We start from the raw sequence: 25,892 nt of genomic DNA on the forward strand, positions 1-25,892 counted from the left end.
CGACATGAACGCGGCGCCCGGGACGCTCGTCGATCAACCGAACCCAGCCGCCCAATCAGGGAGCTAGTCGGCCGTGTCGCGCGCAGCCGCCGCAGGCCTTCGCGCGTCCAGGTCGAAGCCGTCGCCATGAGCCAGCACATGCATGCGGATGTCGAACAGCGACAGGGCGTCGTCAGCCTGGCCTTCCGCAATATTGGAATGAGTGGCGGCTTCGCCGTCGACCACATAGACTGCTCCGGCGCCCAAAACAGTCATCCGGCGTCCTTCGACCACGAGGGCGGTGTCCTCGTCTACGCCAAGGCCCAGCAGTCTCGGATTATGCGCCACGGCGCCGAGCAGACGTCCATAACGCCCACGCTCGGCGAAATGCTGGTCGATGATGGCGTCCCGCAGCAATCCCAGTCCCGGCGCCATATGCAGCTCGCCGATGCGATAGGATTCTTCGGCCGGTCCCTTCACAAGCATGGTCTCGCTCATGACGGAGGCGCCGGCCGAGGTGCCGGCGATCAGGCCGCCCCTCTCATACAGACGCCGGACGCTCCGTTCGATCGGAGTGTCTCCAATCTGGCTGGATAAGCGGAGCTGGTCGCCGCCGGTGAAGAAGACTCCCGCGGCGTTCTCGAAGGGGGAGAGCTTGTCGGCGTCCCAGCTTTCGGCGCGCTCGTCGACGTAGATTTCGACCAGATCGTCGACGCCCAATCCGCTGAAGGCCTTGCGATAGGCGTCGAAATAGCCATCCGGCTCATGGGAGGCGACGGTGCAGACGACCAGTCGGCCTCCCTTCAGTCGACGCGCCACCTCCTTGAGGATGAGGCGCTCGCCCATCTTGTCCTCGTGCCCGCCGATGATGATAAGCGCACCGTCAGCCATGAGCCGGTTCCAACAGGACTTCCGAGGTGTGATCTGCGGCCTCCGGGGGCCTGAAGGCCTGGATTTGCGCCCAGACCTCCTCCACGCGCGTGGGGGTAAGCACCACAAGATCCCCCGGCCGTCCCGCCTGAAGGCAGGCGTCGACGGCGTCCTCTTCTCGCACGCAGGCATCCAGCCGTGAGGGGTCGCATCCCGCGCCGAGCGCGCCCTCGCGCAGAAGGCGATTGACCTCCCCGACCGGACGGCCGCGGTTGTCCGGCGTTTCTCGAAATACGATGGAGTCGAAACACTCGGCCGCTATCTCGCCCATGGCGCGGATTTCCTCCTCGCGCCGATCGCCCGGAATACTCACCATGCCGATGATCCGGCCCGTCGCGGGCCGCATCGCCTGCACCAGTCTTCCCAGCGCTCGCAGGCCTTCAGGATTATGAGCGTAGTCCAGGATCACCCTGAAGCCATGGCCGTCATGAATGTTCAGGCGGCCTGGGTTCTGCTCGAAGCTGGACGCAAAGCTGCGCAGCGACGATCCGATCCGATCCGCCTTGACGCCCAAGCCATGGCAAACGGCGACGGCCGCAAGGGCGTTGGCGACATTGAAGGCGGCGCGCCCCTCGAGGGTCGCCGGGATTTCGGCCGCGCGGCACACCAGGTCTGTCCCGCCCCTGTCGTGGAGCTCGATGTCGTCGGTCGCAGCGTCATAAAGAACCGCAGCACCGCCTTCTGCGATATGCTTCAACACGAAGCCTGGCGTCTCGGCCCCGCCCCGCATGCTGAACCAGCACAGCCGACCGCCCGCGTGCCTGGCCATACGAATGGTCAGGGGGTCGTCAGCGTTGAGCACGCTCAGGCCCCGACGCGCCACGCTTTCGACTACCACAGACTTGATGCGGGCGAGATCTTCGAGCGTCTCGACCCCCTTAAGTCCCAGATGGTCGGGCTGAACATTCAGCACGCAACCGACGTCGCACCGGTCGAAGGCGAGACCTTCGCGAAGGATGCCCCCGCGGGCGCACTCCATCACAGCCGCCTCGACAGTCGGATTGCGCAGCACCATGCGCGCGCTTCGCGGTCCGCTGGCGTCTCCCTTCCAGACCCGTTCGCCCCCTATGTAGACCCCGCTGGTGTTGGTGAGGCCCGTAGTCAGGCCTTGGACCGTCAGCACATGGGCGACCATCCGCCCCACCGTTGACTTGCCGTTCGTCCCGGTGACGGCCGCAATCGGCACGCGTGCGCGCGCCCCCGGCGGAAACATCATGTCGATGATCGGTCGCGCAACATCGCGCGGCGCGCCTTCCGACGGCGCCAGGTGCATGCGCAGCCCAGGGGCTGCATTGACCTCGACCACGCCTCCACCGGTTTCCCGTACGGACCGGCGAATATCCGGCGCCAGCATATCGACGCCAGCGACGTCCAGCCCCAGAGCCAAGGCGGCCCGTCGGGCGATAGCCGCATTTTCGGGGTGGATTTCGTCCGTGCGATCAATCGCCGACCCGCCTCTTGAGAGATTGGCCGCCGGATGCAGGCGGACCTTCTGACCGGCCGCCGGACGGTCCCGCATGGAAAGCCCCTGACGCAGGAGGCTGGCGAGGACGGCCTGGTCGTCGAGTCGAACCCGGGTCATGAACTTCTCGTGGCCGTCGCCGCGTCTGGGATCGCTGTTCAGCGCTTCGACCAGTTCGGCTACCGTGCTGAGCCCGTCGCCGACGACAAAGGGCGGCTGACGTTCCGACACCGCCACGACGCGCCCTCCAACCACCAGTATGCGATGGTCCCGGCCCTCCAGATGCCGTTCCACGATGACGCGCCGGCTGTGAGCGACAGCCCCGTAAAAGGCCCGGACGACCTCCTCCGGCTCCGACAGGGCGGTCGACACTCCGCGTCCATGATTGGCGTCCAAAGGCTTGACCGCCACAAGTCCGCCGAGGCGTCGCGCTGCGGCCTTGGCGGCCTCAGCGGATGAGACGATTTCGCCTTCGGCCACCGGACAACCGATGGCCGCCAGAAGGGCCTTCGCCTGGGCCTTGTCCCCGGCCAGCTCGGCCGCGATCAATCCCGTCCGGTCTGTCACGCTGGCGCGCAACATGCGTTGACGCGCCCCCCAACCCAGCCGGATCAGGCTCTGCCCATTCATCCGTTCGAGCGGGACGCCTCGGCGACGCGCGGCGTCGACCAACGACTGGGTCGAGGGTCCCAGGGCGTGGCGCCGCATGAGGCCCGTCAGGGCCTCGACGGCCGCTTCCGCGGAGCGGATCTTTTCGACGCCTGGCGCAGTATCGTCGCTGCAGATCCGGTCCAGGCCTTCGACGCCGCTGAGTTCGATGGGCAGAAGACCGTCGCAAAGCTGCAGCGCGAGGCGGCCCGCCAAGAGGGCCCCTTCCTCCACGCCATACGCATAAAGGATGTCATAGACGCCGGGCCGACCGCGCACCGAGCGCGTCTTGCCGCGACTGACCGGCGCGCCGGCGAGGGTCTGCAACTCAAGCGCCACGTGTTCGACGACATGTCCAAACCAGGTCCCTGCCTCAAGGCGCCGCACGAACCCGCCGGGCTCCCCGTAGCAGCAGCCGTGGTTGCGGAGACCTGGTAGCAGGGTCAGCAGCAACGATGTGAAGTCCCCCAGACGATCCGTGGGCCAATTCTCCAAACGCCCGAGATCGAGCTGGATCCTGGCCATGGGCGTGGCGCTGTAGAGATGAGGTCCGCGATAGAGGGCGCGCTCCAGAACTCGCGCGGGACGGTCCGAAGACGTCATGCCGCCATCTCCATCCGAGCTGCGGGGGCGGTTACGCCTGCGACCAGGCAGCGGATCACCATGGCCGCCGCTATAGGGCGCGTCGGCGCCGTCCCCTGAAGCGCCGGCCGCGTCTCGCCTCGCGCAGATATCGTCCAAGTCCACGTCGATCCAGAGCCCTGGATCATCCAGTCAAAACCTTTGTGTTCCACTGCCTTACTCCGTTAGGGGCTTGCTTGAACCCGCCCTCCCGGCGGCAGTTCCTGTGTCTTGAACCGGTCTCGCGCGTCCCCTGATCACGGCAATTTCCGCCTGCGGGAACCGCCCGATGAAACGCCGCGTATGGAGAGCCCAAGCACTCAGGAGCCGATCATGACCCGCTCGGGCCTCGCCTCGACCTTCCGCCCCTTCGACGCCCTCGAGCCGGCCGCGCTTCACCGCCGCCTGGCCGAATGGAATCATCGCCGCCTCAACCCCGCCCTGCCCCACGACGACTGGGAGAGGGAGCTTCGAGCGGACGCCGAAATGCGTCTTCTGGAGGGCGCGGCCATGGAACGCGCCCGCGAAGCGGCCCAGCCTTGGCTGGCCGACATGCCCACAGAGCCCGCCGACTTCGTCGGCTGGTTCGAGGCGCTTCAAGGGCGAGGTCCCGGTGAGAACGACCCGCTCTTCCCCTGGCTCGCCGAAACGGCGACGCTTGAGGACATGCGCTGGTTCCTGCTTCAGGAGGTGGCCGGCGAGGCGGGATTCGACGACCTGGTCGCCATGGCCCAGGTGAAGATGCCGATCAGACCGAAGCTGGAGCTTGCGCGCAACTACTGGGATGAGATGGGTCGGGGACGCGAGGGCGGCATGCACGGGCCCATGCTGGACCGGCTGGCCCAGGCGCTTGATCTCCGGCCCGCTATTGAGCGCACCGTCTGGCCATCGCTCGCGCTGGGCAACACGCTCGTGGCCTTCTCGACGACTCGACGCTACGCCTATCACGCCCTGGGCGCCCTGGGGGCGGTCGAGCTGACCGCACCCTGGCGGGCCGCTCACGTCGCCGAGGGCCTGAAGCGGCTGGGGATCGGGGCCGAGCGGAAGTATTTCGCCCTGCACGCCACCCTCGATGTGGAGCACTCCAAAGCCTGGAATGAGGAGATTCTGCGCCCCCTGGCGGCGGAGAGGCCCGACTGTCTTCGCGCCCTGGCTGAAGGCGCCGTCATGCGCCTGCAGGCCGGCGCGAAATGCTTCGAAGCCTATCGCGCGACGCTCTGGGGCCCGGACGCTGCGCTGAGGAGAGCCTCATGAGTTCTCGGGCGTCGCGCGACAGCAGAGGAAAGGCGCGGCCTCCGGGCGGGGATGCCGCGGCGATCGATCCGACCGTGACGCCCCCTGCGCGGACAGAAGGCCGATCCGACGGCATCTCCTCCCCGGAAATCAAGGTCTACAAGGCCGGCGAGAACGCGAAAAGCGATGACCGTTCCACGGCGGCGGCGACGCGAACCACCTGATCTGGCTCATCTCCGGCCGGGAACTTCATCGGCCGCGACGGAAGAGACCTCGCGGGCGCCGCGCAGAAGGTCCTGGCCGGCGATGAAGACGCCCGACAAAGCCACGGCCCCCGCCGCGAGCCAGGCCGCCGTCCAGGCAAGCCGATGGGGCCGCCTTCGCGTGCGGCGCGGAAACGGGATGACCACGCCCCTGATGTCCTGGGGGCGGGATGCGCCGCAACCTGAACGGCGGAATGGTCTAGCCATCCCTACGGGACCCGCCCTGAGCGGGTGAGCTGTCCTCGCCGGCATGATGTTCGATGCGGCCGCACTCGACCTCCGTGCGGGCAAAGACTTCTTCCTGACCGTCGATCAGGAGCTCGGCGACCTCGCCTTCCCCGACGGCCCCGTCCGCGCTGGTGTAGACGCCGTAGTCGTCGAATCTCACGCTCCCGACTCCCACGGCCGAGCCCGCGAAACGATCATGCCGACTGGCCATGGCCGCCGTCGCGCGATCGCCGTCCGACATGGCGCCCCCGCCCTTCCCGGCCGTTTTGTTCCAACGTGGCGCCGCCGCGTCTGCGCTGGCGTCGTCCTCGGCGATCTCAGCCGCCGTTTCGTTCCCGCGCCCATATCGTTCCTCGGGTCCCGCCATGGTCTTTCTCCTGCTGCACCTGACCGATACGCATCCAACAGCCGCGGGTGGCGAAGGTCCGCTTCCCGACATGCTCACAGACCGTCCCAGCCATAGGGATCGGGCCCAAGGATCAGCCCGCCGCCCGGCCGAGGCGCCGCCGTTAGATAGAGCAGATAGACAGGCACCGGCTCGACCAGGTCCACCCGTTGCTCGGCCGAACCGTCAGCCAGATCCGCGAGGTTTCGGCCTGCAATCCATCGTCCGAAGGCTTGAGCGTCCTCCAACCGGACGCAGCCGGCGCTGAAAGCGCGCTGGGGGGCGCTGAAGAGACCGCGCGACGGCGTGTCGTGAAGATAGATGCCCAGATCGTTGGGCAACATGAACTTGACCGCCCCCATCATATTGCGGTCGCCCGGCAGCTGCCGCACGCGCACGCGTCGTTCGCCGGCCGCAACGGCCTTCCAATCGACCTCATCGGCGCGCAGGCGTCGTGCCTTCGGAGACCAGTCTGACAGGGCTTCGAAACCGCCCGCCTTCAACGCCGCGTCACCCCGGATGAGCGCCACCGGCGCGACCCGGCTCTGAACCAGATCCTGCGGGAGATTCCAGTAAGGGCTGAGCACGAGGTAACGCACGGCGCCGGCGAGCATCGGGGTGGGCGTGTCCTTGCGTCCGACGACCACGCGCATGGTCAGAACCGTCTCGCCGTTCTCCTTCGCCGTCAGAACTGCCGAAGCGATATTCACCTGCACGCGGCGGCGCGGTTCTGTTATCGGCAAGGCGCGGAGTCGAGCCATATTGGTCAGGATCAGCCTCTCATACTCCTCAGGATCGCGATTGAGCGCCCTGACCGTCGGCCCGTTCAGGATTCCGGTTTGGTCCAGGCCGTGCCATCGCTGAAAATCCTCCAGGCGCGAGGCCAATACGGGGTCAAGCATGGCGGATGCGCCGCCTGGCGCGAGGCCCAGCCGCGTCCGGAGGGCAGGCATACGCTTATCGGTTGCGCCTGGGCGGACATCCGGGCCCTCGCGCAACTGCAGTCGAGGGAGGTTGCGCCAGCGCCCTCGCCATTGTTCGAGCGTGTCTGCCAGACGTTCGTATTCTGGCGCCAGTCTGACGACATGTTCGGGCCCCTCTCGCCTGACCGCGCTCAGAGTTTCAGAGGGCGTAAGGGGTTTGAGCGATGCGGCGGGGTCGACCACCTGAACCATGGCGTCTGGGGAGCGAACATCGGAGGCGAAGCGGAAAAACGCTTCGGCGAGCGCTTCCTCCGCCTTCAGCGCGGCGCGCTGGTTCGGCCGCGCCGCCATTTCACTCAAGCGACTCTCAAGCGCAGGGGTCAGATACAGCTCGGACCGGAGCCCGTGCCTTTCCGCCGCCGCCATCAACTTCAGGACGGTTTCCGCTTCAGACGTGAGTCGTCCATCGCGGATCCACGTCCGCTCGTAAAGCTGCAGAGGCTCAGAGCTGGTCGATGGCCTCGGCGGCGACGCTTCGGGGCTGGACAGAGCCAACAACAGGCAGCCGCCGACGACGGCCAAGACCGTTCGTCGGCGATCACCCTGCCCCGCTCCTGGTTTAGTCGGTCGCGTCTTGCGAGGGCTCAGCCCCGTTCGCCGGCCCATTGCGAGGCCGAACCGTCCTGCATGGCGTTCTGCGACCCCATGGTGGAGCTCTGATTATAGGGCGTCGCCGTGTCCTGATTGGACATCTGGTCGGAGGATCGCGTCTGCATGCTGGGGTCAGGCTGATTATTCTGTGCGCCGGTGGTCTGGGCCACCGCTACGCCGCCAAGGATCAGGACGCCTAAGGCGCCGGCTGCGAGCATCTTCTTCATGTCGTTTCTCCGTCGATTGCACCCCGCTCGACAACGGGAGGTCAGACGGGCTGTTCCAGACAAGACAGCTCTGACCGGTCGTGGTCTCAAGCCGTTACGGCTCCGACCAGCCCAGCACGCGCAAAGCCGGCTCTGGCTTGTCCGCCTGCGAGAAGACCAGGCTGGCCTTCTTCTCTCCCCGCCCGGGGACATAGTCGAGCGAGGCGCCGGAGCGTTCGCCGCCGACCTGGCCCTCGATATCCACGGCGGCGGCGGCCAGGTCGCCCTGGTTGGCGACCACGACGTCGACCACCCATCCGCCGGATGAAGGTCGAACCGCCTCGCTTCTGATCGTCAGCGCCGCCGGCGAGGGAACCAAGAAGGCCGCTCGCGCCAGCACGCCCGCCGCAAAGAGGGTGATGAGGAGCCCAATCAGGGCGCAGGCGCACTGCAGCCGCGACACGTCCTTCTTCCCTGCTTTCTGCTTCTCCTTGTCCGTCACGACTACACCAGAAGCCGCGCGGCCGCGGCCCCGATCGCCGCCGGAAAGGCGAGGATCACGACATTGGCCATGAGCGCCTGGAGCCCATGGCCGTCCGCTCCACCGAACACCCACAGCATGGCGAGGCTGGCCAGCAGGCACAGGGCGTAGCCCGGCAGGGTGAAGTCGAAGAAGGCCCGGACCGGCGTTTCCGCCTCTTCCTGCCCCGCGAAACCCGCCTCGAAGACGATCAGGTGCAGCAAGATCACCGACAGGACCAGGACGCCCAACGCGCCCAGCGGCGTAGTCATATAGGCGATCAGCCGCATCTCCTCGGTCGGAGCCAGGTTCATGGTGAAGTAGAGGGCGCCGGCCAGCATCAGGAACAGCTCGCCCGGATAAGAGGCCTCATCCTCGTCGCCCTCGTCCGGATCGCCCGACAGCTGGCGTCGCGCCGCCAGGGCGCCCAGCGCGGCGGGCACCGCCTGCAGGGACATCTGTCCCACGGCGGACGCCGGCGAACTCAGATCCAGCACGTTGAAGACCAGCAGAAGCCCAGCGGCGGTGACGAAACCCACGGCCAGGGCGACCAGGGTATCCAGCGCATTGTTGACCAGACCTCGGCGAGCCGAAAACCCGGCGTAATGCGCCAACCCGAACAGCACCGGCAACGCCGCCAGCAGAAAGACGAGACGCCGCTCCGGTTCCGCAGCGAAGCCGAGCGCCCACATCTCCATCGTCATCAGCAGGGGCAGGCTGAACAGCAGGGCGCCGCCGAAGGCTCGGCCCAGATCGCGGATGTAGGCGCTGTCGTCCGCCCGCGCGGCGTCCTGCATCGAAGTCATTCCCAAGCAACGCCGCCGTCCGGTTTCGGCTCCCGCAAGGGCTGTGCCCCTTAGTTCAACCGGTTGCGGAGGCGCCGTTCCGCAGGGCCGTCCGCCAAGCGGGCGTCGCAATCGCAGGCCGCTTCCGAAAGCGCGTCCTGATCGACGACAACCAGTCGCGCGCGACGAATCCGGACGGCGCCCCGGTCCTGCAGATGGCGGCACGCTGCGTTGACGCTGGTGCGCTGCAGGCCGAGCAGGCTCCCTAGTTCGCCCTGGGTGATTGAAATCCCCCTCTCCTCCCCGGCGGCGTTGTTGAGACGCGCGATCCATTTCGCCAGGCGCTGCAATGCCGTATGCCGGGCGTTGCAGGCGGCCTCGACGCCGAGCGCGCGCGCCCTCGACGCGGCATAGGCGGCGAGAAACTGGTGAATCCAGGCGTCCCTCAACACGGCGTGGACTGGCTTCAACGGCGCGACATAGCCCTCGGTCGGCAGGACGGCTCGCGTCTCATGAGCCTGGAGGGTCGCGCCGATGGCGGCCTCCCAGCCCAGAACGCCGCCGGGAGGGATCACGCCCACGCAAATTCGCCGCCCGGACGGAAAGAAGCCCAGGGCGCCGTTCAGGACGAAATAGAGGGCGTCGCCTGGAGGAGACTCTCCCGCACCCAGCGGAAGGCGCCGCGCGGTTTCTGTCAGGACAGCCTGAACCTTCGGCGGCAGGACGTCGTAGACGGGATGGTCCTCCAGCCTCGTCCTGCCGCGCGCGGACGAACGCCCGCCCCCGACATCGGCGTGAAATCCAGTCATGATTTGATCCAGAAGGCCCTTGGCTCTTGGTCCAAGCGGCGCCGAACGATTTCGTTCAATCAATGGTAAGCCCCTGCATCCGGGACGGTTCCTCCCGACGCGAAAAAGGAGGCCGCTGCCGCGGCCTCCTTTACGCCCGAACAAAAGGGATCAGCGTTCCCCGCCCTTTCGTCCGGCCTCCGCAGCGCGTTCGGGATCGTCGGCGAAATTGCCGCCGCGCCCCGAACCGTCGCTGTCATCGCCCCGACGCGAGGCGGAGGCTCCTCCCCCTCCATGCGAAGCCTGCCCGCCCTTCCGACCCGCTTCCGCCGCCAGTTCATGGTCCTTGGAGAAGCTGCGGTCTTCCGGATCGACGCTGGACCCGCCCTTGCTGGCGATCTCGCGCTGTTTGTCCTCGTCCATGGCGGCGAAGCCGCGATTGGACGACGACGAGCCTTGCTGTTGCTGACCCTGTTGCTGGTTCTCAGCCATTGTTCACTCCCTTGTTTTCACTGATCGCCCCGAGGGGCTCCCTTCCAACCCGCCCTCCTTCGCAGGGTTCACCCTTCGCCTGCCATTGACCGTCACCCGACAGAAGGCGCTCGCCCCGTCGCCGACGGGAACAATTTCAGGCCCCGTCCTCTCCTCAGTGCAAAGCCATGACGGGAGAGTCCGATGGGCCAACAGAAGCAGTCCGAGGGTCGAGAGCGAAACGCAGCCATCCCTGGCGGCAAGCCCGACGCCGACACGCCGGATGAGGTCGTGCGTCGGGTCGGACGCGAATCCCGCCGTCGCGCGGGTCCGGACGGCCCTGACGCGCGCGAGATCGGCGACACCTTCAAGAAGACGCCGACCGCACGCCCTTCCGGCGCGAAGCCGCACGGCGGCGCCTGAGCGCCGTGCCTGACGTCGTCATCCCGCCCGTGGCCGAAGGTCCGCGCAACGGCGACCTCCCCGCCTATGTCAGCAACGGCCTGATCGGCCTTCGCGTGCGGGAGGTTCCCCTGATCGCCGGCATGGTGCTGGTCAGCGGCCTGGCGGGCGAACATCCGGAACGCCAGATCGAGGCCGCCGCCGCCGCGCCCTATCCCCTTGCGGGCGATCTGGCGTTGAACGGCGTCTGGATGAGCGACCAGCCCTGGGCGATCAGCGACCTGCGCCAGAGCTATGATTTCGCCTCCGGGGAGCTGTCCTCCCAGTTCCGCTTCACCGCCGCAGAACGGACGCTCTCGGTCGAAGTGCTGACCTTCGCCAGCCGGGCCGCGCCCGCCATCGTGGCCCAGAAAGTCCGGCTGACCGCCGACGCGGCCTGCGACCTGACCTTCCGCGCCCTGGTCGATATCGACGGGGTGCACGGGCGGATGCTTCGGCGCCGCACGGACACGCCCGGCGAGCCCGAGCCCGCGTGCGACGGCAGCCTGTTGTGGGAGACCGAAGGGGGCCTGGGTCGCTGCGGCGTCGCCCTGCTGACCGAAGGCCCGGACGGCGCCCGACGTCAGGTGATGGCGCATCCGCAAGGGCCGCTGTGCACCGAACATCAGTTGCGTCTGTCAGCGGGGCGTCCCGTACGTTTCCGCCAGCTCGCCGCCCTCATCCCGTCGGTCCAGCATGAACGGCCTGACGAGGAAGCCGTGCGGCGCGTTGCGCGGGCCGGGCGAACGGGCTTCGATGACCTGCGACGCTGCAATCGCGAGGCGTGGTCGGATCTGTGGCGCGGCCGCATCGTCGTGGACGGCGCCGCCCCGGACCATCAGGCGCTGATCGACGCCGCCTTCTACTATCTCAACGCCTCGGCGCACCCGGCCTCGCCGTCGTCGACCTCCATCTTCGGCCTCGCGACCTGGCACGACTATCACTACTATTACGGCCATGTGATGTGGGACGTGGACGCCTTCTGCCTGCCGCCTCTCCTGCTGATGCAGCCCGACGCGGCGCAGGCGCTGCTGGCCTTCCGCACGCGGGGCCGGGCGGCGGCGGGGACCAACGCTCGCCTGTCCAGCCGCCAGGGCCTGCAGTTCCCCTGGCAGGCCGCGCCGACGACCGGGCAGGAAGCCGCGCCGGGCGCCGGCGACGCCGCCCAGCATGAGGATCACGTCTCCCTTCATGTGGCGCGAGGCTTTTCGCTATACGCCGACGCGACCGGGGACGAGCGCTTCCTGAGAGAGGACGCCTGGCCCGTTTTGAGCGGGGTGGCCGATTGGTTCGTCAGCCGGGTTCAGCGGACGCCCCGCGGGTTTGAACTGCCGTGCGCCATGGGACCGGCCGAGGTGCCGCAACCGCCCGACAACGACGCCTTCACCCTGATGGCCGGGGCGAACATCCTTCGACGCGCGGGGCGCGCCGCCGAGCGCCTGGGCGAGCCGGTCCCGGCCGCATGGGGCGAGGTGGCGGCGAACCTCTATCTGCCCGTCCGATCGGACGGGGTGATCGCCGCGCACGACGACTTCACCGTCCGCGAACCCAAGGGGGCGACGCCTTCGCCGCTGGCGGGTCTGTTTCCCTATGACTATCCCGTCTCCGCCGCCCAGAGACGCAGGACGCTGGATTTCTACCTGAAGCTCTGGCCTGATTATGTGGGCGCGCCCATGCTGCCGGCCCTCTACTGCGTCTGGGCGACGATGGCGGGCGACCGGAAGCTGGCGCTCAAGCTGTTCGAGGAAGGCTACGCCGCCTACGATCAGCCCCGTTTCCACCAATGTCTCGAGTACCGGCTGGATCAGGCCGAAGGCACGGCGGCCGGCCCTTTCTTCGCCAATCTGGGCGGGCTGTTGATGGGCCTGACCTATGGCCTGACGGGCTTGCAGATCGACGACGGGCCGCCCGAAGCCTGGGCGCGGCGCCCGGTCGTTCTCCCGGAAGGCTGGAGGGAGATCAGGATCGAACGGCTGTGGGTCCGCGGGCGCCCCGCACGCCTTACTGCGCGGCACGGCGCCGAGCGCGCCGAACTGACATTCCTTTGAAGCGAAGCCGGGCCAGCACCCCTTCGCGATGCAGGATGTAGACCCCGCTCGCTGCCACCAACCCCATGCCCAGGGCCGCCGGTCCGTCCGGCGTCCAGCCGAAGACGAGCCCGCCCAGCAAGGCGGCGAAGATCACCTGGGCGTAGGAGAAGGGCGCCAGCAGAGACGCCTCGCCGCGCCCATAGGCGGCGATCAACAGCAGTTGGCCGACGGCGTAGCACAAGCCCATGGCGGCAGCCGCCGCCAGGGCGACCGGGGCCATCGGCGCAAACCACAGCGGCGCCGTCGCGCTGAGCAGGACAAAGCCGACGAGAGCGGAACAGAGCAGGGTCGCCGGCGCGTCGTCGCCGCCGATGCGACGCGTCAGGATAATGGCGGTCGCGCCGAAGAAGGCGGATCCGAGCGGGAAAAGCGCCGCCGGGCTGAACAGCGCGCCGCCGGGCCGCAACAGAATCAGAATCCCGACCAGACCGACCAGCAGCGCCGTCCAGCGCCGCCTCGCCACGGCTTCGCGAAGGAGGAGAATGGCCATCAGCGTGGCGAAGGTCGGAGTCACGAAGGAGACCGCCGTCGCCTCCGGCAGCGGCAAATGGCCGAGCCCCAGTATGAACAGTCCGCCGGACGCCAGCACCGCCAGACCACGCAGTCCCTGCAAGAGCGGCCGCCGTACGCGCCACGCCGCCCGGCCGCGATCTGCGGCGACGACCAGTCCCAGGACCAGCATGGCGACATAGCGCACCCAGACGACCTGGGCCGGCGGCGTGTCGTGGGTCAGCAGCTTGGCGAAAACGTCCGCCAGGGCGAAAAGCCCGACGGCCCCGACCACCATCAGTATGGTCAGGCCCGACGCGGCGGCCGGAGTCACGCCGACGAGAACCGGCGGGGCCTCGCCGTCGGGTCCAGGCCAGGCGGCGACGGGACGGCCGCTCATGTCCAGTTGGCGCAGTCGGCGGCGTCGACGCTGATGGTTTCGCCGCTGACGAAACGCGCCTCATCACTGAGCAGGAACAGGACGACGGCGGCCACGTCCTCGGGCTTGATCCAGGCCAGGCCCATGGGGGTGGCGTCCTTGCGGGCCTCCAGATAGTCGTCGCGGGTCGGGTCGGGCTTATCGGGAACCGCCTGACGAAACCGCTGCGGGCTCGACATCATGGGGGTATCCGTCGGCCCCGGCAGGACCGCATTGACTGTCACGCCGTGTTCGGCGACCTCCAGCGCCGCCGTCTTGCACAGGCCGATCAGGCCGAATTTCGAGGCGACGTAGGCGCCTCCGCCTCAGCATGCTTGCCCGCGCCGCTGTCGATGGCGACGACGCGGCCGCGCCCGGCTTCCGTCATCAGGCGCAGGGCCGGAGCCATGACGTTGAAGACGCCGTGCAGATTGGTCCGCACCACGGCGTCGAACTGGTCGGGCGCCAGGTCCGTCAGCCGTCCTTCCAGGGTCACGGCCGCGTTCGCGATCAGGAAATCCAGCCGTCCGAAAGAGGCTCGCGCCGCTTCGATCAGAGCCTCGCCTTCGCTTGTCTCGCGCACATCCATGCGCAGGCCGATGCAGCGCACGCCGCTGGCGCCGGCCGCCGCGACTGTCTGGTCCAGGTCCGCCTGGGTCGCCTTGGGATAGGGAGTTCCGTCGGGCAGGCCTTCCAGAACATCGCCGATGACGAGATCGCAGCCCTCGCGCGCCAGAGCCAGGGCGATGGCGCGTCCTATGCCGCGCGCGCCGCCGGTGACCACTGCGACCCGACCCTGGAATCGCGGCGGCGCGCCGGGAGGCGGGGCGGGCGCGGGATCGTGAGCATTCATGGAGACGGCCTCCCTTGCCGCCTCCCTGCAATCGCGGTCCCCGGACGCCGTTCCGGAGCGTCTGGATTCAGACTTTCATCCGGGCTCCCTCAGTGCAGCTTGAGCCGCCCGGACACGCGGCGCATCAGCAGGCGGGACAGGGCCAGAAGCGCCGTGCGCCGCAGGCCGATCACCGCACGATAGTGGTCAAGGTGAAGGCTCATATAGGCCTGCCGCGCCAGCCAGCCCTCGATCAGGAAGTTCGGCCCGACCAGACCGCCCATCAGCGCCCCCACGCCGCCTTCGCGGCCCAGGGACACTAAGGAGCCGCGGTCGCGATAGACATATGGGTCTGGATCGCCTCCCTTAAGCAGCGCGCGAGCCAGATACTTGGCTTGCTGGGCCGCCGCCTGAGCGCGTGCCGGGACGAAGCCGGCGCCATGCGGAGTCTGGGCGCAGTCTCCCATGGCGTAGACGTCCGGGGCTGACGTCCTCAGACGATCGTCCGTCAAGAACTGATTGAGGGGCCCGGTCTCCAGTCCGAAGTTGTGATTGCGGGGCGACGCCAGGACGCCCGCCGCCCATACGGTCAGATCCGATCGAATCCAGCCCCGGCTGGTCTGCAGCCCATCCGCCGCAACCTGCTCGACCTTGGCGTCCACGGCGAGGGTCACGCCCCGGCGCTCCAGCTCCCGCGCCGCCTTGGCGGCCACGGTTTCGGGCAGACCCCCGAGGATGCGCGGCCCCGCCTCGACCACCGTCACCCCCAGATCGAACTTCTGATGCGCGCCCAAACCGGCCGAAAGGGCTCGGTGGCCTTCGATCAACTCGGTCGAAAGCTCGACCCCGGTGGCGCCCGCCCCAACGATGGCGATGTCCAGCCTTTGGCCGGGCGCATAGGCCGACGCCAGGAAGGCGCCGGTCAGGCGCCGGTTGAAGGCTTCGGCGTCCGCCACGTCCTCTAGCAGGTGGGCGTGCTCGGCGGCGCCCGGCGTGTTAAACAGATTGGAGCCGCTGCCCGTCGCCAGCACCAACCGGTCATAGGCCAGCGTTCGCGGCGGAATCAGAACCCGGCCGTCGTCGGCCCGCACTTCGGCCAGACTCAGCCTCTTTTCAGCGGCGTTCAGTCCCTCCAGGTCTCCGAAGGCGAAACTGAAGTGATTGCGCCGGGCCAGCAGCGGATACGCAAGGCCTTCCTGATGCGAATCCAGCGAGCCGGCCGCGACCTCGTGCAGGGAGGGCTTCCACAGGTGAAAGATGGTCCGGTCGATCAGCAGCACGCGTCGCGGACCTTCATTGCGGCCCAACGCGCGCCCCAGCCGGGCGGCGAGCTCCAGGCCGCCCGCGCCTCCGCCGACGATGATGATTTCGTGGCGCATGTTTTCTCCTCGCGTGGCAAAGGCCGAACCCGAGCCTCAATGCGGATATGGATACGGCCGACGCCTGACGCGCCGGCCGCTCCGCGAATGCGACGGTGTTTCGCATCGTCCGTCCGCAACCCCGCCTCCCCTTCCTGATGTGAAACGACCGCCCCCTAGCCCGGCGGAACGGATGGGACCGGCCGAGTTCGCCCCGCGCCTGGGCCGGCCCCGAGGTCCGCGCCGGTCAACGGATCGGATTCGGGATCGGAACGCGTGCGAGCGGCGAATGTCTCCACCGCCTTTTCTTCGTCGGCCGAAAGCGCCACCTCGGCGCGGCCGTCCCCGCCGTCGACGGCCATTTGAGCTTCGCGCTCGTCGACGGTGTCCCACTGCTCGCCCGTGTTCCACGGTCCGGATGCGTCGCCCTCGCCCTGGGACATGTTGTAGTATTTGTCCGCGAAGTCCGGATGGCCCGGCAGCTTGCCCGGCGGGAAGTTGGCGGGGATGGCGTAGAGGGCCTTCTCGAACGACTTCTGGTGGGCGACCTCACGCGTCATCAGAAAGGTCAGGGCGTCCTTGATTCCCGGGTCGTCGGTGACGTTGATCAGTCGCTCATAGACGATCTTGGCCCGCGACTCCGCCGCGATGTTGGAGCGTAGGTCGCAGGCCGGATCCCCGATCGAGTCCACATAGGCCGCCGTCCAGGGCACGCCCGCCGAATTGATCAGGGCCGCGCCGCCTCCATAGAGGATGGACGTAGTGTGGCTTTCGCCCCCCGACGTCATGCTGGCGTAGAGGTCGGCCTCCTCCTCCGCCGCCTCGGCCAGGCGCCCCTTGGCGCCGCGGTTCAGCATGGCGACGATCGAACCGATGATCTCGAGGTGGCTGAGCTCCTCGGTCGCGATGTCCATCAGCATGTCGCGGCGGGCGACGTCCTCGTCCGCCAGACCCTGCGTAAAGTAGCGCATCGCCGCCGCCAATTCGCCCTGTGGCCCGCCGAACTGCTCCAGCATCAGGGTCGCCAGGGCCGGATTGGGTTCTGAAACCCGCACCGTGTACATCAGCTTCTTGTTGTGCATGAACATCTCGCGTCTCCTTGCGACAGCGATCAGCGGCTGGGGTTCTCGCCCGCGCGCTTCAGCATCAGGAATTTCTCGGTGAGGGCCGGCAGGCTCTGGTCCACCCAGGCCGCCATGCGCGCTTCTTCATCCAGCGAGGCGTTCAGCGGATCCAACGCGACAGAGTAGCCGCCGTGCTCGGCCAGGACGATCAGTCCCTTGTAGGCCGCGACCTCATAGTTCTCGAAGGCGAAGTTGGCGAAGGCGTTCTTGAGAATTTCGTCCTCGGCGAAGGTGTGGCCCAGGGCTGCCATGTTGCCGCTCATGGACATCGCGGCGTCCTTCAGACCTGACGGACTCTCGTCAAGGCCCGAGAGAATCTGCTCAAGCCGTGAAATCTGCTGCTCGGTTTCAAGCCGGTGCGCCTTCAGCTTCTCCGCCACCTCCATGAAATTTCTGGCGCGTTCGATCTGCCGATCCATCAGGGCCAGGGCCTGATGCTCCACGGCATGGGCGTTCTTCAGGCCAGTCACGAACACGTCGCGCCAGACGTCGTCGTTGTTGATCATGTCGATCTCCTTCGGTTTGCGGGTCTCTGGCAAACCGGCGGAGCGGATGAGGGGTCCGGCTGTCGGATACCCGTCACTTCATCGATCTCCGCAACGAACCCGCTGTCGGTCCATTGGCTCTTCACGCACCGGAGCCAGACATGACCGATCGTCCGATTTCGACTGACGCCGATGTGGATTCCTCGGCCTTCCGCGACAGCGACCTTCACGAAGGGCGCCACGCGGCCGACAGCTTGCGCGCCATGCTGATCCGACGGCCCCGATCGGCCCTCTACAACTATTGGCGCGATCTTTTGAACCTGCCCGTCTTCTCGGAGACGGTGAAGTCTGTCGAAGTTCTGGACGCGACGCATTCCCGATGGGTCGTCGAAGGACCGGGCGGAAAGGACGTCGCGCTGACCTCCGTGGTCACAGAGGACCTGGCGGACCGTCGCATCGCCTGGACCTCGACCCAGGGCTCCGACGTCGACCATGAGGGTTGGATCGAGTTCCGGGACCATCCTTTCGGGCGCGGCACGGAGGTCCGGCTCTTCATCAGCTACGATCCGCCCGGCGGGGTCGTGGGCAAGGCGATCGCCAAGGTCATGCAGCGCGAGCCGCGCCTGCAGGCGCGGCGCGAACTGCGGCGCTTCAAGCAGCTCATGGAGACGGGCGAGATTTCGACCTCAAGGGCGCCGGATGCAGCGCCGCGCGGCTCCCGCCGCCTCTGATCGCAGCAGAAAGGATCGCCCATGCGCGCCCTCACCTGGCACGGCAAGCATAACGTCCAGATGGACACGGTTCCCGACCCGGAGATCATCAACCCTCGCGACGCCATCATCAGGATTACGGCCACGGCCATCTGCGGCTCGGATCTGCATCTGTACGACAGCTACATCCCCGGAATGTCGAACGGCGACATCCTCGGCCATGAATTCATGGGCGAAGTCGTGGACGTCGGGCGCGGAAACACCAGCCTGAAGAAGGGGGACCGGGTCGTGGTGCCCTTCGTCATCGCCTGCGGCCAATGTTTCTTCTGCCAGAAATCCCTTCCCGCCGCCTGCGACAATTCCAATCCGGCGGATAAGGCCGACGCATCGGAGATCGCCTTCGGCCAGGTGATGACCGGCGCCTTCGGCTATTCGCACCTGACCGGCGGCTACGCCGGAGGACAGGCCGAGTACGCGCGGGTGCCCTATTCCGACTACGGGCCGATCAAGATCCCGGACGGCGTCGAGGACGAGAAGGTGCTCTTTCTGTCCGACATCTTCCCCACGGGCTGGATGGCCGCCGAGAACTGCCAGATCGAGCGCGGCGACACCGTCGCCGTCTGGGGCTGCGGGCCGGTGGGTCTGTTCGCGATCAAATGCGCCTTCCTTCAGGGCGCGGGCCGCGTCATCGCCATCGATCACCATCCCAACCGCCTGGCCCTGGCCAGGGCCAACGGCGCCGAGGTCCTCAACTACCACGAGGTCAGGGTCCGCGAGGCGCTCCAGGAAATGACGGCGGGCCTCGGGCCCGACAGCTGCATCGACGCCGTGGGCATGGAAAGCCACGGCTTCTCGCCCGACAACATCGTCGACGCCGTAAAGACCTCGACCCGCATGGGGACAGACCGCGCCCACGTGTTGCGCGAAACCATCATGGCGGTGCGCAAGGGCGGCACGGTGTCGGTGCCCGGCGTCTACGGCGGCTTCGCGGACAAGGTGCCGGTCGGCGCCTTCATGCAGAAAGGCCTGACCCTCAAAACCGGCCAGACACATGTGCAGCGCTACCTCCCCGCCCTGCTCGAGATGATCCTGGACGGCCGCATCGACACCACTGATCTGATCAGCCACCGCCTGCCGCTCGAGCAGGCCCCCGAGGCCTACCGCAACTTCAAAGAGAACCAGAACGAATGGACGAAGGTGGTGCTTCATCCGGAATGAAGCTGCAGGAGGCGCTGCGACGCCGGGCTTTTCCGCCGCTTCGTCAGATTCTGGAGCTGGCCGCGCCTTTCTCGTGAGAGCCGCAGCGGGGCCACGGGGCGATCAGCCGCATCGTTCATCAGCAAGTCTGTGCGGCGAATCCAGCATAGGTTATTGCAAGGTCTGCACGCGTCCTTAGGCAGGGCGCTCTCGCTCCTCGTCCAGGGTTCACAACTTGATGAAATCGTCACGTCGTCCGTCTGCGGGCTCGAAGATGGAGGCCTGGGCGGTTCTGGGGTTGGCCCTGGTTCTTTCCTTCTTCCTCGCCACCGGGCTTGTCGCCTGGAGGAATGTCGAAGTTCTGCGCGCCAACAACCAGCAGATCATCCATACGCACGAGGTGATCCTCGCGGTTGATGAACTGTTGTCCGCCGCTCAGGACGCCGAGACGGGCCAGCGCGGCTATCTGCTGACGGGCAACGTCTCCTATCTGCAGCCCTACGAGACGGCGACCCGGGATCTCAACCGACGGCTGGGCGATATCGCGGAGCTCACCCGCGACAACCCTGTCCAACAAGGTCACCTGAATCAGCTGCGCGCTCGCCTCGACGCCAAACTGGCCGAGCTGGACGCGGCCCTACAGGCGCGCCGCGCCGAGGGCATGCAGGCCGCGCTGGCGCGGATGGCCACGGATCAGGGCAAGCAGGAGATGGACGCGATCCGGGCCCAGGTCGCCCTCATGCGTCAGGAAGAGCAGAGCGTGCGTCAGCAGCGACTGACGGAAATGAACGCCGCCTATCGCACGGCGCTGATCAGCGGCGTGCTTTCGGGCGTGCTCGGTGCTGTCCTGACGATCACGGTCTTCATGCTGGTCCGTCGCAGCGCCAGGGCGCGCGCGCGCCAGGAATGGCTGCATGAAGGCCAGGTGGGCCTCGGCGTCGCCATGATGGGCGATCAGTCGCTGGAACAGCTGGGAGACAGCATTCTCGCCTATCTGGGACGGTACGCCGGCGTCCAGGCGGCCGCCCTGTTCAAAGGCGAAGGCGGCCTTTATCGACGCATCGCCGCGCTCGGCGTCCCGTCGGACGCGCCCGTCGCTGAACGCTTCGGCCCGCGCGAGGGGCTGCTCGGGCAGGTGGCGGCGGACGGTCAGATTCTGACCCTGTCCGACGTGCCTGAGGGCTATCTGACGATCGGTTCGGCCCTCGGCCGCGACAAGCCGAGGCACCTGGTGATCGCCCCCGCCCGGGCGGACGGCGCGGTCAATGCGGTTCTGGAACTCGGCTTTCTGCACACGCCGGACGAACGGCTTATGGCCCTGCTTGAAGAAACCGGGCCCGCCATCGGCACAGCCTTGCGCTCGGCCCGCTACCGCGCCCAGCTGCAGAACATGCTGGAGGAAACCCAGCGCCAGGCCGAGGAGCTCCAGGTCCAGAGCGAGGAGTTGCGCGTCTCCAACGAAGAGTTGGAGGAACAGGGTCGGGCGCTGAAGGAATCCCAGACGCGACTGGAGCAGCAGCAGGCGGAGCTGGAGCAGACCAACAGCCAACTGGAGGAGCAGGCCCAGTTGCTGGAAACCCAGCGCGACGATCTGGAGCGCGGCGCCTCGGCGCTGACGCTGAAGGCGCGCGAACTCGAACAGGCCAGCCAGTATAAGTCCGACTTCCTGGCCAATATGTCCCATGAGCTGCGGACCCCGCTCAACTCCCTGCTGATCCTGTCCAAACTTCTGGCCGACAACCCAGAGGGAACGCTGTCGGAGGAACAGGTCAACTACGCCCGCACGATTCAGTCGTCCGGCAATGATCTCCTGGCCTTGATCAACGACATCCTCGACCTGTCCAAGATCGAGGCAGGCCACATTCAGGCGCGTCCCGAGGCGGTGTCGATGCAACGGTTGACGGAGGACGTCCGGCAACTCTTCCAGCCGGTGGCGGACGATCGCGGTCTGGCCTTCGAGATCGAACTGGACGCTGGAGCCGATCTGATGGAGACGGATCGCCAGCGGCTGGAGCAGATTCTCAAGAACCTGCTGTCGAACGCCTTCAAGTTTACGGAAATCGGGGGTGTGAAACTGGGCATATCGGCCCAGCCCGGGGACAGGATCGCCTTCGCCGTGTCGGATACCGGCATCGGCATATCCCCCGAGCAGCAGACGGGGATTTTCGAGGCCTTCCAGCAGGCCGACGGAACCATCAGCCGCAGATACGGCGGCACGGGCCTGGGCCTGTCGATCTCGCGCGAACTGGCGCGCCTGCTCGGCGGGCGGATCACCCTGGAAAGCCGAGTGGGCGAAGGGAGCGTCTTCACTCTGACCCTTCCGCGCGCCTATGACGCTGCGCAGGTCCCTCCGCGCGAGACGCCTGCCCCTGCCCCGCATGTTTCACCCCCGTCGGAACCGCCTCCCGAGCGGCGTCAATCAATGTCTGCGAGCATCGAGGACGACCGCGATCATCTGGCCGGAACGCGCCGCCTGCTGCTGGTTGTCGAGGACGACGACCGCTTCGCCGCCATCGTCCGCGACCTGTCCCGCGAGCTGGGCTTCCAGTGCATCGTGGCGGGCACGGCCCAGGAGGCTCTCAAGCTGGCCAAGCGCCATCGTCCCAGCGCGGTCGTGCTGGACGTGGGCCTGCCCGATCAGTCGGGCCTGACCGTTCTCGACGTGCTGAAGCGCGACGATGACACCCGCCACATCCCCATCCACGTCGTCTCGGCCGAGGATCACAGCCAGACCGCCCTGTCGCTGGGCGCCATCGGCTATCTGGTCAAGCCGGTGAAGCGCGAGGATCTCGCCGAGGTTCTGCGCACTCTCGAGGACACGCTGACCCGCACCGTACGTCGCGTGCTCATCGTGGAGGACGATCTGGTCCAGCGCGACGCGGTGAGCCGCCTGCTGGCCTCCGGCGACGTAGAAACCGTAGGCGTGGGCACCGCCGCCGAATGCCTGGAGCAACTCAGAACCCAGACCTTCGACTGCATGGTGCTTGATCTCACCCTGCCTGACGCGTCGGGCTTCTCCCTGCTGGAGACCCTCAGCCGCGAGGGCGGCCATGGCTTCCCGCCCGTGATCGTCTATACGGGGCGCGATCTGTCGCCCGATCACGAGCAGCAGCTGCGCCGCTATTCGAGCTCCATCATCATCAAGGGCGCCAAGTCGCCGGAGCGGCTGCTCGACGAGGTCTCCCTCTTCCTCCACCAGGTGGTGTCCGAGCTTCCGCCCGAGCAGCAGAAGATGATCCGCAAGGCGCGCAATCGCGACGCCGTGCTGGAAGGGCGCCGGATTCTGATCGTCGAGGACGACGTCCGCAACGTCTACTCCCTGACCAATGTCCTTGAACCGCGCGGCGCCCTGGTGGAGATCGCCCGCAACGGCAAGGAAGCGCTCGAGGCGCTGGAGCAGGCCTCGACCGATCCTTCGAAGGCTGTCGACCTTGTGCTGATGGACGTGATGATGCCGGTCATGGACGGCCTGACGGCGACGCGTGAAATGAGAAAGGATCCGCGCTGGACGACTCTGCCGGTGCTGATGCTGACCGCCAAGGCCATGCCGGACGACCAGGAGCGCTGCATGGCGGCCGGGGCGAACGACTACATGGCCAAGCCGCTGGACGTGGACAAGCTGCTGTCCCTGGTCCGCGTCTGGATGCCCCGCTGAGTCCGCCATGACGAACGAGATCGAGGATATCGAGATCGGTCTGCTGCTGGAGGCGCTATACCAGCGCTACCATTACGACTTCCGCCAGTACGCACGGGCGTCGATCAAGCGCCGCCTGATTCAGGCGCGCAGCCATTTCGGCCTGCCGAGCCTGACGGCCCTGCAGGAACGGGTCCTGCACGATCCCGAAATGCTGCCTCGTCTGCTCGCCTTCCTGACAGTTCAGGTCAGCGAGATGTTCCGCGATCCCGGCTACTTTCGCGCCCTGCGTGAGCAGGTGCTGCCCCATCTGCGCACCTATCCCTCGCTCAAGGTGTGGATCGCGGGGTGCAGCGCCGGGGAGGAGCTGTATTCCATGGCCATCCTGTTCCGCGAGGAAGGCCTGTTCGATCGCACCCTCTTCTACGCCACCGACATCAATCCCGACGCCCTGCGCGCCGCGGAAGCGGGGATCTATCCCCTCGATCGAATCCGCAAATTCACCGAAAACCACCAGAAGTCGGGCGGCCGCTCGTCCCTGTCCGACTACTATACGGCCGACTACGGTCGCGCGGTCTTCGACAAGTCGCTGCGCGCCAATGTCGTCTTCTCTGACCACAGCCTTGTCACGGACGCCGTCTTCGCCGAGATGCAGCTCATCTCCTGCCGCAACGTCATGATCTATTTCGACCGAGGCCTTCAGGATCGCGCCGTGGGCCTTTTCAGGGACTCCCTGGCGCGCAACGGCTTTCTGGGGATCGGATCGAAGGAAAGCCTGCGCTTCTCACGCCATGCGGCCGCCTTCTCCGAGTTTGTCCCGGCGGAGAAGATCTACAGGAAACGCGAACCATGAGTCCGTCCCCCGACCGGGCCGTGGTGATCGGCGCCTCCGCCGGAGGGGTGCAGGCCCTGCTCGCCCTCCTCCCGTCGCTGCCGGCGGACTTCCCCTGGCCGATCTTCATCGTCCTGCACGTCCCGGCCGACCGCGGCAACGTGCTGGCCCCTCTGTTCGGGGCCAGATGCCTGCTTGAGGTCAAGGAGGCCGAAGACAAGGAGACCGCCCGTCCCGGCGTGGTCTATTTCGCCCCCTCAGACTACCACCTGCTGGTCGAGAGCAACGGTGATATGGCCCTGTCCTCCGACGAAGCCGTCAACTACTCCCGCCCCTCCATAGACGCGCTGTTCGAAAGCGCGGCGGACGCCTACGGCGCCGGCCTGACCGGGGTGATCCTGACCGGCGCCAACGAGGACGGCGCAGCCGGGCTGAGCGCCGTCGCCGCCGCGGGCGGGGTCGCCCTGGTGGAGGAGCCCGCCGCCGCCTACGCCCAGGCCATGCCCCAGGCCGCCCGCAACGCCTGCACGGCGGCCGTCGCCCTGCCGCTCGAAGGCATCGCCGAACATCTGAAAGGTCTCGGAACAGAATGAGCAGCCCGGAACAGCCGATTCACCTTCTGCTGGTCGACGACCTTGAAGAGAACCTGCTCGCGCTGGAGGCGCTGCTGAAGCGGGAGGACGTCGTCTGCCTGAAGGCCCGCTCGGGCGACGAGGCGCTGGAGCTGCTGCTGATCCACGATGTCGCCCTGGCCCTGGTGGACGTGCAGATGCCAGGCATGGACGGTTTCCAGTTGGCCGAGTTCATGCGCGGCAATGTGAACGCGCGCCACGTCCCCATCATCTTCGTCACGGCGGGAAGCGCCGACCTGCAGCGACGGTTCAGGGGCTATGAGGCCGGGGCGGTCGACTTCATCCAGAAACCGATCGAAACCGACATCCTGCGCAGCAAGGCGAACGTCTTCATCGACCTCTATCGTCAGCGCATGGAGATTCTCGCCCAGCGCGATGAACTGGAGGCCTACGCTAACGCCCTGCGCGCGGCCGACCGCCGCAAGAACGACTTCATCGCCATGCTGGGCCATGAGTTGCGCAACCCGATCATGGCGCTCCGCGCCGGTCTTCAGCTTCTGGAGCGCCAGTCGGACAAGAACCGCAAGGCCGACATCCAGGCGCGGATGGAGGTTCAGGCCCACCACCTCTCGCGGCTGATCGAGGACCTGCTCGACGTCGCCCGGATCGACCAGGGCAAGATTTCCCTTCAGCGCGAGCGTGTGAGTCTGCAGAGCGTCATCGAGTCCGCCGTGGACACCAGCCGCCCCAAGATCGAGGCGGGCGCGCATGACCTGACGGTCGCCCTGCCTTCCCAGCCCCTGTGGCTCGAAGGCGATTTCACCCGCCTGTCGCAGGTCGTCAGCAACCTGCTGACCAACGCCGCCAAATACACGCCGTCCGAAGGACAGATCCGTATTTCCGCGGATGTCGTCCAGGACGAGGTGCGGATCGACATCGCCGACAACGGCGTGGGCGTGCCGCATGACATGCAGGGCCGCATCTTCGATCTGTTCACTCAGTCGAAGGGGCCGGACGATCGCTCGCGCGAAGGTCTCGGCATCGGCCTGGCTCTCGTAAAGCAGTTGGTCGAGATGCATGACGGAGCCGTCGAACTGGCCAGCGACGGCCCCGGTCGAGGCAGTTGTTTCACCCTGCGTTTTCCACTCGCCGCCTGACCGCGTTCACGCGTCCGATGCGCTCTTCGCCGCGTCGCGAAAGCGCCATTTCATAACCAGGACCGCCGACGCCATCACGAGGGCGGAGGCGTTGGCGACGGTCACAGGCCAGGCCGAGGTCATCACGCCGTAGATCGTCCACAGGATGAAGCAACTGACGGTCAGGGAATAGGTTTTGAGGCTCACCGCCGAGGCGTCCCTCTCCTTCCAGATCTTGTACGCCTGCGGGGCAAAGCTCGTAATCGAGCAGATTGCTGCAGCCGAGCCGATAAGTGTTGCAACATCGCCAGTCATGATGGGCCAACGTCATGTTAGCGACGCTGTTCCCAAGGTGCATGTTCGCCGCTGAGGTCAATGTAGTGACGATCGCCTCAGCGCCGCCGACAACGATCCTAATGGATCGGAGCCTTTTCCGATTGCGCCGGGGTGGGTCGATGGGTCGATAAAAGCCATCTACGCT

General features: G+C 67.0%; 23 protein-coding genes and 1 pseudogene. 9 read left to right on the forward strand and 15 right to left on the reverse strand.

Going from position 1 to position 25,892, the window contains the following annotated elements; genetic code table 11:
* Positions 1-63: 63 nt before the first annotated feature.
* Both V8J38_RS09890 and cphA read right to left on the reverse strand, forming a co-directional pair.
* Positions 64-870, reverse strand: a complete 807-nt coding sequence (locus V8J38_RS09890) for a cyanophycinase (protein ID WP_291783640.1) — start codon at positions 868-870, stop codon at positions 64-66.
* A complete protein-coding gene (cphA, locus tag V8J38_RS09895; protein WP_338575428.1) occupies positions 863-3,622 on the reverse strand; it encodes a cyanophycin synthetase in 2,760 nt (919 codons plus the stop codon). The genes V8J38_RS09890 and cphA overlap by 8 nt, the downstream gene beginning before the upstream one ends.
* A gap of 351 nt (positions 3,623-3,973) precedes the next feature.
* On the opposite strand from cphA, the gene V8J38_RS09900 reads away from it, so the two are divergent.
* Entirely contained in the window at positions 3,974-4,894 is a 921-nt protein-coding gene (locus V8J38_RS09900) for an iron-containing redox enzyme family protein (protein ID WP_338575431.1), read from the forward strand.
* A 441-nt stretch (positions 4,895-5,335) separates the two neighbouring features.
* Here V8J38_RS09900 and V8J38_RS09905 read toward each other — a convergent pair whose 3' ends face one another.
* The 7 genes from V8J38_RS09905 to V8J38_RS09935 form a co-directional block, all read right to left on the reverse strand.
* Positions 5,336-5,731 carry a hypothetical protein gene (locus V8J38_RS09905; RefSeq protein ID WP_338575434.1) on the reverse strand — a complete coding sequence of 132 codons (396 nt, stop codon included), beginning with the start codon at positions 5,729-5,731 and terminating at the stop codon, positions 5,336-5,338.
* Between the two features lie 74 nt (positions 5,732-5,805).
* On the reverse strand, positions 5,806-7,254 hold the full coding sequence (locus tag V8J38_RS09910) for a L,D-transpeptidase family protein (RefSeq protein WP_338575436.1): 1,449 nt from the start codon (positions 7,252-7,254) through the stop codon (positions 5,806-5,808).
* 62 nt (positions 7,255-7,316) lie between these two features.
* Positions 7,317-7,550: a hypothetical protein gene (locus V8J38_RS09915; RefSeq protein ID WP_200165228.1), complete on the reverse strand. Its 234-nt coding sequence runs from the start codon at positions 7,548-7,550 to the stop codon at positions 7,317-7,319.
* A gap of 94 nt (positions 7,551-7,644) precedes the next feature.
* Entirely contained in the window at positions 7,645-8,031 is a 387-nt protein-coding gene (locus V8J38_RS09920) for a hypothetical protein (RefSeq protein WP_338575438.1), read from the reverse strand.
* Positions 8,032-8,033: 2 nt separating this feature from the next.
* Positions 8,034-8,855 (reverse strand): TIGR02587 family membrane protein, encoded by an 822-nt coding sequence (locus V8J38_RS09925; protein WP_338578618.1) that lies wholly within the window; start codon positions 8,853-8,855, stop codon positions 8,034-8,036.
* A gap of 50 nt (positions 8,856-8,905) precedes the next feature.
* On the reverse strand, positions 8,906-9,643 hold the full coding sequence (locus V8J38_RS09930) for a Crp/Fnr family transcriptional regulator (RefSeq protein WP_338575440.1): 738 nt from the start codon (positions 9,641-9,643) through the stop codon (positions 8,906-8,908).
* Positions 9,644-9,793: 150 nt separating this feature from the next.
* Positions 9,794-10,114 (reverse strand): general stress protein, encoded by a 321-nt coding sequence (locus tag V8J38_RS09935; RefSeq protein ID WP_409450050.1) that lies wholly within the window; start codon positions 10,112-10,114, stop codon positions 9,794-9,796.
* A gap of 183 nt (positions 10,115-10,297) precedes the next feature.
* Between V8J38_RS09935 and V8J38_RS09945 the strand changes: the two genes are divergently transcribed.
* Entirely contained in the window at positions 10,298-10,516 is a 219-nt protein-coding gene (locus V8J38_RS09945) for a hypothetical protein (protein WP_338575442.1), read from the forward strand.
* Between the two features lie 5 nt (positions 10,517-10,521).
* Positions 10,522-12,582 carry a glycoside hydrolase family 65 protein gene (locus V8J38_RS09950; RefSeq protein ID WP_338575444.1) on the forward strand — a complete coding sequence of 687 codons (2,061 nt, stop codon included), beginning with the start codon at positions 10,522-10,524 and terminating at the stop codon, positions 12,580-12,582.
* On the opposite strand, the gene V8J38_RS09955 is transcribed toward V8J38_RS09950, so the two are convergent.
* The 5 genes and pseudogenes from V8J38_RS09955 to V8J38_RS09975 form a co-directional block, all read right to left on the reverse strand.
* The gene (locus V8J38_RS09955) at positions 12,536-13,513 is read right to left on the reverse strand and encodes a DMT family transporter (RefSeq protein ID WP_338575446.1); all 978 of its coding nucleotides are present in this window, start codon (positions 13,511-13,513) and stop codon (positions 12,536-12,538) included. The two genes, V8J38_RS09950 and V8J38_RS09955, sit on opposite strands and share 47 nt — an antisense overlap.
* A pseudogene (locus V8J38_RS09960) lies at positions 13,510-14,384 on the reverse strand (SDR family NAD(P)-dependent oxidoreductase); the annotation flags it as partial. The gene V8J38_RS09955 and the pseudogene V8J38_RS09960, both read right to left, overlap by 4 nt.
* 89 nt (positions 14,385-14,473) lie before the next feature.
* On the reverse strand, positions 14,474-15,742 hold the full coding sequence (locus tag V8J38_RS09965) for an NAD(P)/FAD-dependent oxidoreductase (protein ID WP_338575447.1): 1,269 nt from the start codon (positions 15,740-15,742) through the stop codon (positions 14,474-14,476).
* A 155-nt stretch (positions 15,743-15,897) separates the two neighbouring features.
* Positions 15,898-16,809: a manganese catalase family protein gene (locus V8J38_RS09970; RefSeq protein WP_253107989.1), complete on the reverse strand. Its 912-nt coding sequence runs from the start codon at positions 16,807-16,809 to the stop codon at positions 15,898-15,900.
* A gap of 23 nt (positions 16,810-16,832) precedes the next feature.
* Positions 16,833-17,351, reverse strand: coding sequence for a ferritin-like domain-containing protein (locus tag V8J38_RS09975; protein ID WP_338575449.1), 519 nt, complete (start codon positions 17,349-17,351; stop codon positions 16,833-16,835).
* 140 nt (positions 17,352-17,491) lie between these two features.
* Between V8J38_RS09975 and V8J38_RS09980 the strand changes: the two genes are divergently transcribed.
* The 6 genes from V8J38_RS09980 (at position 17,492) to V8J38_RS10005 (ending at position 25,432) form a co-directional block, all read left to right on the forward strand.
* Positions 17,492-18,061, forward strand: a complete 570-nt coding sequence (locus tag V8J38_RS09980; protein WP_269298494.1) for an SRPBCC family protein — start codon at positions 17,492-17,494, stop codon at positions 18,059-18,061.
* Between the two features lie 21 nt (positions 18,062-18,082).
* Entirely contained in the window at positions 18,083-19,258 is a 1,176-nt protein-coding gene (locus tag V8J38_RS09985) for a zinc-dependent alcohol dehydrogenase (protein ID WP_269298492.1), read from the forward strand.
* Between the two features lie 253 nt (positions 19,259-19,511).
* Positions 19,512-22,892, forward strand: a complete 3,381-nt coding sequence (locus V8J38_RS09990) for a response regulator (RefSeq protein WP_338578619.1) — start codon at positions 19,512-19,514, stop codon at positions 22,890-22,892.
* A gap of 7 nt (positions 22,893-22,899) precedes the next feature.
* The gene (locus V8J38_RS09995; protein ID WP_338575452.1) at positions 22,900-23,724 is read left to right on the forward strand and encodes a CheR family methyltransferase; all 825 of its coding nucleotides are present in this window, start codon (positions 22,900-22,902) and stop codon (positions 23,722-23,724) included.
* Entirely contained in the window at positions 23,721-24,296 is a 576-nt protein-coding gene (locus V8J38_RS10000; protein ID WP_338575454.1) for a chemotaxis protein CheB, read from the forward strand. Before V8J38_RS09995 ends, V8J38_RS10000 begins: the two co-directional genes overlap by 4 nt.
* Positions 24,293-25,432 (forward strand): hybrid sensor histidine kinase/response regulator, encoded by a 1,140-nt coding sequence (locus tag V8J38_RS10005; protein WP_338575457.1) that lies wholly within the window; start codon positions 24,293-24,295, stop codon positions 25,430-25,432. Before V8J38_RS10000 ends, V8J38_RS10005 begins: the two co-directional genes overlap by 4 nt.
* A 6-nt stretch (positions 25,433-25,438) precedes the next feature.
* Here the strand turns inward: V8J38_RS10005 and V8J38_RS10010 are convergent, their stop codons facing one another.
* Positions 25,439-25,726, reverse strand: a complete 288-nt coding sequence (locus tag V8J38_RS10010) for a SemiSWEET family sugar transporter (RefSeq protein ID WP_200165245.1) — start codon at positions 25,724-25,726, stop codon at positions 25,439-25,441.
* Between the last annotated feature and the right edge of the window lie 166 nt (positions 25,727-25,892).

Source organism: Brevundimonas olei (assembly GCF_037055245.1).
Taxonomy (GTDB): Bacteria; Pseudomonadota; Alphaproteobacteria; order Caulobacterales; family Caulobacteraceae; genus Brevundimonas; species Brevundimonas olei.

What these genes read in the sequence shown, in the direction of transcription:
- V8J38_RS09975 (WP_338575449.1), bottom strand. Translation starts at nt 17,351, where the DNA reads ATGATCAACAACGACGACGTCTGGCGCGACGTGTTCGTGACTGGCCTG.
- V8J38_RS10005 (WP_338575457.1), top strand. Translation starts at nt 24,293, where the DNA reads ATGAGCAGCCCGGAACAGCCGATTCACCTTCTGCTGGTCGACGACCTT.
- cphA (WP_338575428.1), bottom strand. Translation starts at nt 3,622, where the DNA reads ATGACGTCTTCGGACCGTCCCGCGCGAGTTCTGGAGCGCGCCCTCTAT.
- V8J38_RS09990 (WP_338578619.1), top strand. Translation starts at nt 19,512, where the DNA reads ATGGAGGCCTGGGCGGTTCTGGGGTTGGCCCTGGTTCTTTCCTTCTTC.
- V8J38_RS09925 (WP_338578618.1), bottom strand. Translation starts at nt 8,855, where the DNA reads ATGACTTCGATGCAGGACGCCGCGCGGGCGGACGACAGCGCCTACATC.
- V8J38_RS09900 (WP_338575431.1), top strand. Translation starts at nt 3,974, where the DNA reads ATGACCCGCTCGGGCCTCGCCTCGACCTTCCGCCCCTTCGACGCCCTC.
- V8J38_RS09905 (WP_338575434.1), bottom strand. Translation starts at nt 5,731, where the DNA reads ATGGCGGGACCCGAGGAACGATATGGGCGCGGGAACGAAACGGCGGCT.
- V8J38_RS09890 (WP_291783640.1), bottom strand. Translation starts at nt 870, where the DNA reads ATGGCTGACGGTGCGCTTATCATCATCGGCGGGCACGAGGACAAGATG.
- V8J38_RS09980 (WP_269298494.1), top strand. Translation starts at nt 17,492, where the DNA reads ATGACCGATCGTCCGATTTCGACTGACGCCGATGTGGATTCCTCGGCC.
- V8J38_RS09995 (WP_338575452.1), top strand. Translation starts at nt 22,900, where the DNA reads ATGACGAACGAGATCGAGGATATCGAGATCGGTCTGCTGCTGGAGGCG.
- V8J38_RS09935 (WP_409450050.1), bottom strand. Translation starts at nt 10,114, where the DNA reads ATGGCTGAGAACCAGCAACAGGGTCAGCAACAGCAAGGCTCGTCGTCG.
- V8J38_RS09945 (WP_338575442.1), top strand. Translation starts at nt 10,298, where the DNA reads ATGGGCCAACAGAAGCAGTCCGAGGGTCGAGAGCGAAACGCAGCCATC.
- V8J38_RS09915 (WP_200165228.1), bottom strand. Translation starts at nt 7,550, where the DNA reads ATGAAGAAGATGCTCGCAGCCGGCGCCTTAGGCGTCCTGATCCTTGGC.
- V8J38_RS09965 (WP_338575447.1), bottom strand. Translation starts at nt 15,742, where the DNA reads ATGCGCCACGAAATCATCATCGTCGGCGGAGGCGCGGGCGGCCTGGAG.
- V8J38_RS09930 (WP_338575440.1), bottom strand. Translation starts at nt 9,643, where the DNA reads ATGACTGGATTTCACGCCGATGTCGGGGGCGGGCGTTCGTCCGCGCGC.
- V8J38_RS10010 (WP_200165245.1), bottom strand. Translation starts at nt 25,726, where the DNA reads ATGACTGGCGATGTTGCAACACTTATCGGCTCGGCTGCAGCAATCTGC.
- V8J38_RS09955 (WP_338575446.1), bottom strand. Translation starts at nt 13,513, where the DNA reads ATGAGCGGCCGTCCCGTCGCCGCCTGGCCTGGACCCGACGGCGAGGCC.
- V8J38_RS09970 (WP_253107989.1), bottom strand. Translation starts at nt 16,809, where the DNA reads ATGTTCATGCACAACAAGAAGCTGATGTACACGGTGCGGGTTTCAGAA.
- V8J38_RS10000 (WP_338575454.1), top strand. Translation starts at nt 23,721, where the DNA reads ATGAGTCCGTCCCCCGACCGGGCCGTGGTGATCGGCGCCTCCGCCGGA.
- V8J38_RS09985 (WP_269298492.1), top strand. Translation starts at nt 18,083, where the DNA reads ATGCGCGCCCTCACCTGGCACGGCAAGCATAACGTCCAGATGGACACG.